General features: G+C 69.1%; 4 protein-coding genes. 2 read left to right on the top strand and 2 right to left on the bottom strand.

The annotated features are described in order from the left end of the window. Positions 1-527: 527 nt before the first annotated feature. Entirely contained in the window at positions 528-1,607 is a 1,080-nt protein-coding gene (locus BX266_RS27875; protein WP_180290642.1) for a site-specific integrase, read from the top strand. 66 nt (positions 1,608-1,673) lie between these two features. Here the strand turns inward: BX266_RS27875 and BX266_RS27870 are convergent, their stop codons facing one another. After that, positions 1,674-3,182, bottom strand: coding sequence for an ISL3 family transposase (locus BX266_RS27870; RefSeq protein WP_107490762.1), 1,509 nt, complete (start codon positions 3,180-3,182; stop codon positions 1,674-1,676). A gap of 114 nt (positions 3,183-3,296) precedes the next feature. Beyond that, the gene (locus BX266_RS27865; RefSeq protein ID WP_399171314.1) at positions 3,297-4,583 is read right to left on the bottom strand and encodes an IS256 family transposase; all 1,287 of its coding nucleotides are present in this window, start codon (positions 4,581-4,583) and stop codon (positions 3,297-3,299) included. Positions 4,584-4,820: 237 nt separating this feature from the next. Between BX266_RS27865 and BX266_RS27860 the strand changes: the two genes are divergently transcribed. Continuing rightward, positions 4,821-13,148: a protein-glutamine glutaminase family protein gene (locus tag BX266_RS27860; protein ID WP_143687012.1), complete on the top strand. Its 8,328-nt coding sequence runs from the start codon at positions 4,821-4,823 to the stop codon at positions 13,146-13,148. Positions 13,149-13,183: the final 35 nt, after the last annotated feature.

Below are 13,183 nucleotides of genomic sequence, written 5' to 3'. Positions count from 1 at the left end.
CCGAACTGGCGTCTGACTGATGCTCACCCATCCGAATACCGCAGGTCAGGGCCTGTCACGTCCAGCCTCCATGATGCCCGATACCGCCTCGTGACACCCAGTCCGTGAGAGGCGCGTGAGAGGCAGCCCCCGCCAAGGCGCTGGATGCAAGGCTCCAGCGGTTCCCCAGAAAACAACCGGCAGCCGACCATCACCCGATCGAAGAAGCCGACCCACCGAACCCTACGACCCCTGCCCCCGGACGCACGGGAGCACCCTCTACCCATCTGCCAGGCGCTGTGATCTTCCTCCCGGTGTGTTGCCTGGCGTGTGTCGCCGCCAGGCAGCCATTGCGTGCTTCGCGTCCCACTCCCCGCGCCCTGCCGGCACGCCGAACAGGCCAGCGAACCTTGGTGCCGGAGAGAACCGAGCGCGAGGAGAGGTTCATGGGACAGCGTTCACAGCGGGGCAGGGTGTACCGGCGATGCGGCTGCAAGGACGGCGCTGGCAAGCAACTCGGGCCGTGGTGCCCGCTACTGACCGCGGATGTGAAGCACGGGACATGGACCTACTGCGTCGACCTCACCCCCGACGAAGGACGGCGCCGCACCCGCCGCCGGGGCGGGTTCGCCACCCGCGCCGAAGCCACCCGGGAGATGAGGGCCGTGCTCGACGGCGAGCTGCGCGGCGTCTACGAGAACCGGCGCACCACGGTGGCGAGCTTCCTGCGGGAGTGGCTGGTCCTGCAGAAGGTGCGGTTGGCGCCGAACACGTACGCGGGCTACCGGGCGTGCGTGGAGCGCGACCTCGTCCCGGCGTTCGGCCATCGGCGGCTCCTGGACCTGCGGCCCGAGCACATCGACGCGTGGATCACCGCTCAACTCGACGCCGGCCGAGGCGCGGTCACCGTCTACCGGGCCGCCTCCACCCTGCGCAACGCCCTGAACGCCGCCGTGCGCTCCTGGCGCCTGCGCTACAACCCCGCCGACAAGGAGCACTACGCCGACCAGCTCACCAACCTGTTCGAGGTCATGCTCGGCACCGGCATGCGACGCGGCGAAGCCCTCGCCCTCCACTGGGACGACGTCCACGTCATGGACCGCAAGCTCTTCGTCCGCTGGACCCTCGCCGCCATCGACAACGGCAAACTCACCCTCGGCAAGCCCAAGACACCGGCCAGCCGCGCCTGGATCAGCCTCTCCCCTCGGGTCGTCGCAGCCCTCCACCGCCAAGCCGCCCTCCAGATGAGCGCCCACCCCGAAGGCCGACTCGAAGGACTCGTCTTCTCGACACCAGGCGGCGCTCCCCTGCGACCCCAGTGGGTCCTCGACCAACTCCGCAAGCGGGCAGCAGAGATCAGCCTGCCCGCCATCGGCCTGCACGACCTGCGCCACACCGCCGCCAGCATCATGATCGCCGAAGGCATCCCCCTCGCCATCGTCTCCAAGACACTGCGCCACTCCACCCTCGCCACCACCATCAACCTCTACGGCCACCTCTTCAAGGACTCCGCCGACCAAGCCGTCCACGCCCTCTCCCAAGCACTCGACCGCGCCCAAGCAGGCCGAACCCAGACGCACTTCAGCAGGGATGACGGAGGCGAGAACCCCATGCCCGTAGCCGCATAACCGTATGCTTCGGGTCTGTCCAGTGAACGGCTCTGTCCCGTAATCGGTGGTGACGCTGTGTGGTGATCACGGGAGGAGGATTCGGTGGCGGAGCAGAGGGAAGCCGGCTCGGCCGTGCATCTGCCGCATGATCCGTTTGGTTCGGGTGTTGACGCCCTCGGTGCGGCCGTTGCTGTAGGGGAGGGTGAGTCCGGCATTGACGGCGGTGCGGTCGAGTTCGAGACCTTTGGCGAAGGAGTGCAGCTGGGGAAGGTCGGCGGTGCGGACCTTGGTGATCCAGTCGGTGAGCTTTGCGGCGTTGCCCTCGGCCGGTGCCAGCAGCGTGGCGAACTCGTGCGTGAGGCATGCGAGTTCGGCCATCTCGGGGCAGGTCTGGACGAGTTCCTGCAGGAGTGAGGTGTCCTTGTCGCGGAGGTTCTCGGGGCGGGTGAGCAGGAGGCGGGCGAAGTGCTTCGGCGTGGTGACGGGCCTGTCGCCCTCGGCGCGGCCTTGGGTGAGGTAGCGGACCAGCAGGTTCGCGCTGCCGGTATAGCCGAGTTCCTTGATCTCGCGCAGGAGGTGGGTGACCGGCACTGCGGGGTCCTCGGCCCGGCGCCTGCGCAGGTGCTCGCGGTAAGGGTCGACGAGCGTGGGCTTGTAGCGAGGCGCGCGGTGATCGCCAGTGGGCTCCTTCATGCGGGAGTACCGCTTGACGGTGTTCAGGGCGACGTCGAGTCTGCGGGCGCATTCGAGCAGGCCGACGCCCTGGCCGAGCAGGTCGTGGACCTTGTGCCACCGCTCGCGGGTGGTCTGCTCGCGCATGCCACCGGGTCGGACGGGGTTCACGGCGGTGGCCCAGCAGGCGGCGTGGGAGCGGACCTCGGCCAAGACCCTGTGGCACAGGTTCGACCAGAGGTGCCATCTGTCGCTGACCTGCACCGCTTCGGGCAGGGCCTGGCGGATCGCCTCTCCGTAGCAGCCGGATCCGTCCCGGCAGACCACCTCGATCGCGGGGTGCTCGTGCAGCCACGCGGTCAGGGCCTGGGTGGTGCGGCCGGGCAGGACGTCGATCCGCTCGCCGGTCTCGGCGTCGATGAGCACGGTCGCGTAGCGGTGCCGGCGCTTGAGGGCGAAGTCGTCGACGCCGAGCACGCGCGGGACGCGACGGGGCGGCAGCGTCTGGCGCATCAGTAGACGAAGGGCGGTCGAGCGGGAGATTGCGCACGTCAGCGCGCGAGAGAGGCGGGCACCCGCCCGGCCCGCTAACTCCTTGACCACGGCACCGAGTTGGTCGGAAAGTCGTCTGGTGCGGCGCTGGTAGCGCTCCACGACGCCGGGGACCTGCTCGCGGAACGTCTGCCGCGAGCAGCCGAGCACTGGGCACACCAGCCGCCGCAGCCGCACCGACACCACGACCCTCCGCCCGTCGACCGGGACGTCCGCGACCCTCCGCCCGTGGAAGCCGTGCACCCGCCCCGACGGCCGCCCGCACGCCGGGCACGGCACCGGATTGTCCCGCGTCCGCGCCGACACCCGGATGACCTCGCCCTCGTCCGCCACACCCTCGACGACCAAGGCTGACAGGCCCGAAAACACCACGCCCACAAGCTTGTTGACATCACGCACACCATGCCAACGACGACCGTCACACCTCGTCACCACCGATTACGGGACAGAGCCCAGTGAACGGTGTAACTCGGGTGGGTTGAGTTAGCGGCGGCCGATGGAGAGTCGGCCGTCGGAGGCGATCTCGAAGGCGTTGAGTGCGGCCTTCCAGCGGGTCGTCCAGCGTTTGCGGCCGGCTCCGGTCGGGTCGAGCGACATGATTGCCATGTAGACGCACTTCAGGGCCGCCTGCTCGTTCGGGAAGTGCCCGCGCGAGCGGACGGCCTTGCGGATCCGGGCGTTCACCGACTCGATCGCGTTCGTGGTGCAGATGACCCGGCGGACCTCGGCGTCGAAGCTCAGGAAGGGCACGAACTCGGCCCAGGCGTTCTCCCAGAGCCGCACGATCGCCGGATACTTCCTGCCCCATGCCTCGGAGAACTCCACGAACCGCTCGAGTGCGGCGTCCTCGGTCGGCGCCGTGTAGACGGGCTTGAGCGCCTTGGAGATCTTGTCCCAGTCCTGCCGGGCCGCGTAGCGGAACGAGGCCCGGATCAGGTGGACGATGCAGGTCTGGGTGACGGCCTGCGGCCAGACCGCGGCGATGGCGTCCGGCAGCGCCTTCAGACCGTCGCAGACGACCATGCAGACGTCCGCGACGCCGCGGTTCTTGATCTCGGTCAGCACGTGCAGCCAGTACTTGGCGCCCTCGCCGCCGTCACCGGCCCAGAGCCCGAGGATCTCGCGGGTGCCCTCGACGGTGACCGCGAGGGCGACGTAGATCGGCCGGTTGGCGACCTGGCCGTCGCGGAGCTTCACGTGCACGCAGTCGATGAACACCACCTGATAGACCGGGTCGAGGGGCCGGTTCTGCCACTCGGTCATGCCTTCGATCACCTGGTCGGTAATGGTGGAGATGGTCTGCTTCGACACGTCCGCGCCGTAGACGTCGGCCAGGTGCGCGGAGATCTCACCGTGCGTCAGGCCGCGGGCGGACAGCGACAGCACCATCTCGTCGACGCCGGACAGGCGCCGCTGACGCTTGCGGACCAGTTGCGGCTCGAACGAGCCCTCCCTGTCCCGGGGGACGTCGATCTCGACCGGGCCGACCTCGGTCAGCACGGTCTTCGACCGGACGCCGTTGCGCGAGTTCCCGCTGCCGGCCCCGGCCGGGTCGTGCTTCCCGTAGCCGAGGTGATCCGTCATCTCACCTTCGAGCGCGGACTCCAGGAGCTTCTTCGTCAGCTGCTGGAGCAGACCTCCGGCGCCGGTGAGCTGCAGCCCGCTCGCGCGGGCCCGGTCGACCAACTGCCCGATCAACTGGTCGCCCAAGGCGTCCGACTGCAACTCCACCGGCCGCACGGCCTCCACGGCCTCAGCCGAGACGGTCACGTCTGTCATCAGGTGCTACTTCCTTGATCGGGAGTTACACCGTTCCTTTACAGACCCCGAAGACCGGGCGGTTCACCCCTTTGTGTTCGTTCGGGCAGGGTCTGGTGTCCGTAGGTGATGTACCCCGGTCGGGGATCGTGGGGCCGTTCCTGACATTTGTTCTGGTGTGCAGGGTTGTGTTGGTGGGTTGGTGGGGGTGTTTTCGGCTGGGGTGGGTGTGGGGGGTGGTGTGTGGTGGTGGCTGAGCCGGTGGTGGGGCGTGGCTCGGTGTTGGATGTTTTGATGTTTGTGTTGACGGGGTCGTTTTTTCCGCAGGCGAGTGCGTCGTTGGCGTTGGAGTCGTCGGAGGGTCTGGCGCGGGTCGGGGCGTTGATCCGGGATTTCGAGGCGGATGTCGATGATGCGGTGCGTAATGCGGCGCGGCATTTGCCTTCGGAGACGCGTGAGCAGTTCGTGCGGGCGATGGGGCAGTTCACGGATGGTGGCGGGGGTCTGCTGCGCGGGGTGCGGGGGCAGGTGTCGTCGGTGTCGGGGGTTCAGCGTGGTACGGCGTCGCAGATCTTCGAGGGCAAGGTCGAGTTGGTCGCGGAGCTGGTGCAGCTTTTCGTGGAGCTTGTGGTTCTGGAGATGTTGGAGCCGTTCTTCCCGGCGTGGGCGGGTGTGCAGCGGGCGTTGTTGATGGCGCGGGCGCGGGTGCGGTTGCTGGTGCGGCTGGTGCGGTTGACGCGGGTGGGGCGGTTGGGTGCGGCGGCGGCGTTGGAGGCGTTGTCGGAGTCGTTGACGAGTTTCGCGGCGCAGACGTTCATGATCGACGGGGCGCCGAGCGGGTTTCGTCGGCGCGGGTACGACTGGAGGGGTATCGCCAGGTCGGGTGCGATGGGTGCGTTCATCGGGGGTTTGCACAAGCCGGCGCTTTCGGTGGTGTCGGGGTCGGCTTTCGCGAAGGCGGTGGGGGCGAAGACCGGGTTGGGGCGCAGCCATCCGTGGAGTGTGGGGTCGAACGCGGTCACCGAGGCCTTGTTGGAGAGCGCGGCGGTTGCGGCGGTGGTCGGCGGGGGGTTCAGTCCGGTGGGTTTCGCGGGTTCGGGGGTGAGCAGTGTCTTTGAGCATTTCGTCTTCGAGGGCGCCCAGTGGGCGAAGGGCGTCCTGGGCCTCGACAAGGGGCACGGCCTCGAGGGTCTTGAGGCCCACCTGAACGGGCTTCCCGCTGCGGGTGCGGCGCTCGCGACGGGCCCGGCCTCGCTGCCGGGGCTCGTCACCGCGTTCGGTGCGGCGGACAGTGCGGCCGACACGGGTGCGGTGGGCACGCGGGGGGCTGCGCGGTCGGACCGGGCGATCGGTGTCGACGACACGTCGGCGGCCCGTGTCGGGACGCGCGAGGTGCACGACCGTGGCAGGGCGCTTCCCTCGGAGGTTGCCGGGATTGCCCGGCCCGCGGCCGCGGCCGCGGCCGCGGCCGTGGATGCTTCCAGCGCGGACTCCGGAGACGCGCGTGCCGCGTCTCGTGACGGGCAGGTGCCCATGCTTGGGGCGCAGCCTGTCGCCCGGCAGTCCGCGGGTCCGCTGCCCGCGGCCGCCCCGCTGCCTCGAACCGAGACCGCGGATGCTTCCGTGTCGCCTTCCGCGGACACGCGCACCCCGGCCACCGCCGGCACCCGCGCCACCAGCGCTGCTGCCGTCACGGGAACTGTCGCCGGTGCGGAGAATGCGGGCAGTGGCGGCGTGCCGGTCGACGCCGCGGCGTCGGCGACGGCGCTGCCGTCGCGCGCGGCGACCACGGCCGCGTCCGCTCCTGTGTGGGGCAGCCCCACCCCGTCCGGCCCGGTATTCCAGCACGCCGGTCCCGCCGGCCCGGCCAGCACCCCCGCGGGGACGGATCCGGCGGCAAGCGGCACTGTTCCCCTCACCGGCCTCGCCTCCACTGTTGGGGACGCTGTTCCCGTCGCGGGGGACCGGAATACCGCGCGCGGAGTGGTCGCGGTCGGGTCCGGGCCGGATGTGGCCGGGCAGAGCCAGCTTCACTTGCGGGGTGCCGTGCCGGCTGCGGCTGCTTTCGGTGCGCAGCCGACCGAGGGTGTTGCGGCCTACGCGGCGACCACCGGCATGCAACCGGTCGGCGATCCTGTCGCCCGGACTGTGGCGCGGACGGCACTTGGGCCGCGCACCGTCACCTCGGGCATCGGCCCCGGCGCTGATGCCGAGCGCTTGGCGTCTTTCGCGAGCACCTCGCGCGCCGTGGGAAGTGGGCAGGGGACGGCGGGACGGCGTGAGGTGCAGTCGGTGGGCGCAGCCGGCAGCGTGCTGGCGGTGCTCACGGGCAGGCCGGCTGCGGCCGAGGCCCCGGCACCGGTCCCGACCCCCGGCGAGGACACCCTCGACCCGGCCGCCACCACCGCGCCGTCACCGGACCCGACACCGGCAGTGGGATCGGCATCGAACCTGGAGCCCGCATCGGAACCGGCGTCGGACGAGGTGCTGGATTCGGAGCTGGACGAGATGTCGTTTGCGGTGCCGGAGCCGGGGGAGTTGGCGCGGATGGCGGCTTGGACGGCCGGGTGGCAGGAGGGGCCCGATGCCCAGGGGCGGGTGCGTGTCGAGGAGGACGTTCTCGACGAGTTCGACGTCCCCGAGCTCGACTCCGACGACGGGTCGGACGACGGTTTCGTCACAGATGAGGAGGACGACGGGGACGGGTTCGGGTTCGCGTCGGACGTGGATGTGGCGGCCCTGGACGAGGACTTCGCTGCGGATTATGCCGATGTCCGGGCTCTGTGGGAGGGGTTGAAGGACGTGGCCGGTGACACCCTGGCGGGGGCTCTGTATGTCGAGGCGTACCAGGTCGCGCCGCGTCTGTCGGCGAAGCCGTCGCGGCGTGTGGTGATCGGTGACTACGAGGAGTTGCGCGCGCGGCGGTTGCAGGCGTTGCGGGCGGCTCACGACCTGCATCGGGCGCCCAAGAAGGCCCGGTCGGACCTGGCCGCGTTGACGGGTTCGGACACCGAATGGGTCGGACTGCTCGGCGGAGTGAAGAGGCCGCGGAAGCGACATGCGGGCCCGGGCGAGTCGTCCACGACCGATACAACGACCGCCTCCGTCACGCAGAGCGAAGACGCAGGCCCATCCAGCAGCCGGAGCTGGTCTGTGGTGGCCCGGAATGGCCCGGCGGGCGACGCGAGCGTGCAGGACACGACTGCGGGCACGGTTTCGGGCGGCTCCGCCGTGGACGCAGCTCCGCCCGCGCGCAATACCGCCGACCGGTCTGGCGTGGTAGTGGCTGGAGGTGTGTCCGCCGTTCTGTCGGGAGGCGGGTCTTCGCAAGGGAACCTGGCGGGGAGTGGTGTCGGTCTGGGGCCGGAGGGTGTCGTGCCCACTAGGGGGGACGGCCGGGATGCCGGTGGGGATGTCGGTGGGGTGTTCGGTGGGTATGTGGATGCGTGGCTGGAGGTGGGGGGTGGCGTTTGGGGCCCGGTGTCCCCGGGCAACGGGAAGGAGAAGGGGAGGGCGCATCCGGTGTGGGAGGAGAGGGATCCCGAGCGGGTGCGGGAGCATCTCGTGTCGCTGGTGGGTGAGGAGGAAGCGGACGGCCTGGTGGCGGATGCGTGGATGCTGATCGGGCCACTGTTGTCGGGGCTGCGACTGCTCGCCGGTACCGATCCCGTTACGCAGGTCGTGCTCCGGCGCAGGGCACTGCTCGCAGGGGTGACGGCCTACGCCCTTCATGCCGACCCAGAGACCACTCGGGCCGTCGTCAGTGCCCGGACCCCGCGCGCCACCCAGCACACCACCGCCATCCCCGCAGGCGCACCCAGGACCCCCGCGCGCGGACCCAGGACCCCCGGGCTGAGTGCACTGGCTCGCCGCGGTGACCGTCGCGCCCTCCTCAACCATCCCCGGGTGAGCGGGCGGGGAGATCTCGCCGATCTCATCGAGGCCCACCCCACTCTGGTAGGAGCAGCCACCATGCAAAGCGCCGTGTGGCAAGCGGTGCTCAAGGCTCCGGCGCTTGCCCGATTCCTCACCGTCTCCGGCAACGTCACTGTGGAGCAACTCCGTGTTCTGATGAAGTCAAACAGCGGCGTTAGTCGGCTGATTCCGTGGATCGACGGTCTTTCCGATGGTGTGGCCGGGGCATTGACGGTGCAGCAGGTCCGTGAGTATTTCCTTCAGTTGGGCGGCACTTCCAGCGAGCGCGCCGAGAACGTGATTAGGCCCAACAACGCGGCGCTGAACTCAATCATAGTTGCTATCGACTGCAACAGCGTCCGTGTTGCTGGTGTTCTCCACGACCGCTGGCCCAAGCTCGCCCGGCTTCTGGACGCCAACCGCGGCCTGATCGGTCACTTGACAAACGAGAACGTCCTGGGTGCGGCCCTTTTTCGGGTGCCGGCACTGTGCGATTGGCTCCGGACCACAGGGGCCGACCGCGACATAATCACCACTGGAATATCGAATCTCCGGTACGGGAATCGGTTGTTCCTGGCGGTTCTGGCGGACCTGTCGACCAATGTCGCGCAGGGCCTGACGGTCGATCAGGTGGAGCTCCTCTACCAGCACTACAGGCAAACGACTACGCCGCATCCGGCCGGCCTGATCAGCTCCATGCCTGATGTCGCTGGGCCTGTTGCCCCCGCGGCCGGTGCAGCTGAGGCCGGTTCCGACGCTGACCTTGGCGTGGGTGGGGTGCCCGGGTTTTCGGAGGTTGTGTCGTCGCTGGGGGTGGATGAGGACGCTGCTGTTTCGTCGTCGGTTGTTTCCCTGGGCGGTGAGGGTCGGGACGAGAATTACCTTCTGAGGGAGGCGCTTCTGGCGGTGCACGGCAATTTGTTTAACGACCTTGTTTCTGATTCTTTGCTGTGGCGGGCTTTCGAGGCCAATCCGGGTCTGGTGCGGGTGATGACGCGGGCGTCGTCGGATGCGGTCGAGCGGTTGCGGAACAGCTGGGTGCTGCCTGTGGTGGCCAGTTCCGAGGTTGTGAGGACGGTGACTGACGCCAGCCTGGAGGAGTATCTAAGCGTATTCGGGGTTCTGAACGGCTCGCTGGGGTCGGGGGTTGGGAGTGCTTCGTCGTCGCGGGGTTCGGGTTCGGGGCCTGTGGGTGGTGCTCGCGCGCGGCGGGGCGGTGGGTCGGAGGATGGGGGTTCGGCGGGGTCGTCGGCCGGTGTTCCGCCCGGTTCGGAGCGCCGACCTCAGGGCGTTCCCGTTGCACGGGCGACCGAGGGCGTTGCGGCCGACGCGGCGGCCACCGGCATGCAGGCGGTCGGCCATTCTGTCGCTCAGATCGCGGGCTGGACAGCACCCGGGCCGCGCCCCGTCACCTCGGGCCCCGACGCCGAGGTTGACGTCGAGCGCCTGGCCGCCCCTGCGAGCGCGTCGCGGACCGCGGACAGCGGGCGGGAGACGGCCGGGCCGCGTGACGTGCAATCCTCGACCGCGGCCAGCAGCGTGCTGGCCGCGCTTACAGGCAGGTCGGCTGCGGCTGGTGCCCCGGTGCCGGTCCCGACCACCGTCGGGGACACCGCCACCACCCTGCCGACACCGGCACCGGCAGTGGAATGGGCAGTGGAATCGGCACAGACCCTGGAGTCCGCCTCGGAATCGGTGCCGGGCAAGGTGCCGGGCGAGGTGCCGTTCGCCGTGCCGGGCCGGGAGGAGCCGACCGGGACGGCCGCCTGGCAGGCGGGGCCCGACGCCCGGGAGTGGGCGCGCCTCGATGAGGACGTGCTCGATGAGGACGATGTCCCCGAAGGCGGGGGACCGTCCGGCAGCCGGAGCGGCGTCGCGGCCAGGAGCGGCCCGGTGGGCGAGACGGGTGTGCGGGACGGGGCAGCGGGCGCTGTTTCGACCGACTCCGTCATGAACCCGGCACTGCCTGTCCGCGACACCGCCGACCGGTCCAGTCCGGCAGTCGCCGAGCAGGTGTTCGCCGTGCTGTCGGGAAGCGACACTTCGCGGCATAACCCTGAGGGAAGCAGTAACGCCGCGCGGCCGGAGGCTGTCGTGGGCACCCGCGGGACCGAGGCCGACCGGGATACCGGTGGGGTGTTCGGTGAGTATCTCGATGCCTGGCTCCGGGCGAGGCACGGCGCCGAGGACCCGGCATCCCCAGGGACGGAGAAGGGAAAGGGGAGGGCGCATCCGGTGTGGGACGAGGCTGAGCCCGAGGCGGTGTGGGAACATCTCGTGTCGTTGGTGGGCCAGGAGGAGGCCGGGGGGTTGATGGCGGGTGGGTGGACGTTGATCCGTCCGTTTCTGTCGGGTGCGCGCTTGCTCGTCGGGACGGATACAGCATCGGTGGATGAGCGCCGATGGAGGGGGCTGCTGGCAGCGGTCACGGCGTACTCTCTCCACGTCGATCGCGATGCCACCCGGGCCGAGCTCGGCGCTCGTGTCCCGCTCACTCCCTGGGACAACCCCGGCCTCCCCGCAGGAGCCCTAAGAACCGCAGCCGCGACTGGGAGCCGGATCACGGACTCGCTCAGCCAAGATGTTGCTTCCACGGCTCGCTCGCTGCTGGGATCCGCACCGGAGACAGGTGTCCCTCACGGACTTGCTGCCCCTTCCGGTGCCGTGACAACTGCTGTGTCCGCGGCAGCCGCCCCCGACGGCGACGGTGCCCAGTCCACCCGTGTTGGGGCAGCAGCCGTTGCCGCGGGAGAAGAGTCGTCAGGGCACGGTCCGCAGCCCTCGTCGATGACAATCACCAACGTCATTGCCGCATTGTCGGGAGAGCCATCCGAAAGCGGGACGACAATACTGGGCCCACACGCCGGCGAAGGTGAGCCGGACTCTATGGCTGATGACGGAAGCGCGGGCACTGCGATTTCATCAACGCTGCTGGGAAGGGTCGCTCGCCGTAAGAACATCAGCCCTTTATTGCTGTCCAACACATCCATCGAAGCCGGGACGAGAAAGCGTGTCGAGCTCGGCCTGCCGAAGTCCGAGGCAGAGGAGTTGACCGACCGGCTTGCCGCCCTGCTTGATGCCGAGCTCCTGGACGAGGCCGGGCTGCAGGTATGGATCACTGACCTCTGCCGTCTGAACCCTCATGCGGCCGAGCAGTTCGATGAGACCTTCGAGTTCCGTCACCGGTACGCCCCGGTCGAGGCAGTCATTGAGGCAGCAGGCAGGGGTCTGCTCGCCGAGCACCTCGCACTGGAGCTGCTCGGCGCGTTGCACGAGGCGTGGCAGCCGCCCCGAGTGACCGACTGGCTGTCGGCGGTAGCCCTTGACGGGCGGCCCGACCCGAGTCCGACACCGCAGATCGTCGCACTGGTGGCCGCCGTGCATGAGGACTTGACGCGCGTCGGTGCAGGCGGATCGGCCAAGGCCTTGAGGCGGATCGGCGCGCTGGACCGGGATCTACGGGCTCTGTGGGCGCTCCAGCGGGTGTGGCGACAGGCATACGGCACGCAGCTGCGGGAGGAGTTGGTCAGCGCGTTCCCCGGCGCGGAGGACCAGATCGCGCACCTGCTGGCCGAGACCACGCTGGACGCCGTACCTGCCGAGGTGGTTGATGAGTGGCACCAGAACCTGTCCCGGGCTCATGTCCTCCACCCGCACCAGGGGCCAATATCCTTGGCGTACGACTACCCGGACGACGGCTGTCAGTACCGTGCCCACGAGGCTACGCTACTGCTGCACCGGTGGGGTGCCGCTGTCAGCAAGGTCGTGGTCGTTCGACGAGCCGGCCTGTCGGTGACCACAGAGAACGCCGACGGCGCCACGCCGACTCGGCCGGGGAAGGTCACGTGGGGCTGGCACATCGCTCCCGCTGTCCACCGGATCAAGCCGGACAGTACTAGGCAACTCGTGGTCCTGGACCCGGCTCTGAGTACCGAGGCGCTGCCACTGGACGCATGGGCCACGGCCGCAGGAGGTTCGGAGAAGCACGCGAATATCTACCGGGGCACGCTGGAACAGGTCCGCGAGCAGATCCTGGACGACCAGGAGAGAAGTTTCGCCGAGCACACAGCTGTCGCTGTGCTGCCCGCAACTGTGGGTTCGTTCGAGGTAGGGCGTGAGGCAGCAACGTTGGAAGACCTGGACGAACAGTTCCGTCGCTGGCAGATCACTGAGATTCTTGCCGCCTACAGTCAGCAAGCGGCCGACCGTCGCCTCGCCCGGGAACTCGACAGCTTTCTGAGGAACCCGCAGCACCATGGGCTCGCGCCCGAGGAACGCAGTGCCGCGCTGGAGCAGTGGCTCAACGGCCGCTCGCTTCACGTGGCCACACTGCGCCGCTACTCGCGAACGGCGGCTGCGCTGAAGGAGTTCACTGCTCCTCGGACGCGGCTGAATGCGCTTGCCGTTCGGGCACTGGACCGGAGCGACGAGGCCGGCTGGGAAGACTCCGATGCGGAATTGGACACATGGGAGAGCGTTGCTGAGATTGCCCTGCACCGAGGACCTGTTCCAGGTGCTGGCGGCGAGGATTTCGAATCGCTTCTGAGTGACCATCATCAAGGTGGAGTGCGGGCCTTCGTCGACTCAGACGACGAGTTTGAAGGGGAATACGATGAAGGTGAGGATCCGTCAGATCTCGCCGCTGTTCCCTGGGGGGTCTGACCCAGGGCGGTGTCGTTCAGCCGATCTGTCCGGTT

The organism is Streptomyces sp. TLI_171, assembly GCF_003610255.1.
In the GTDB taxonomy this organism is placed as follows: Bacteria; Actinomycetota; Actinomycetes; order Streptomycetales; family Streptomycetaceae; genus Kitasatospora.
The sequence above is the reverse complement of the archived record's forward strand: the minus strand, read 5'-3'. Positions and strand labels throughout refer to the sequence as shown.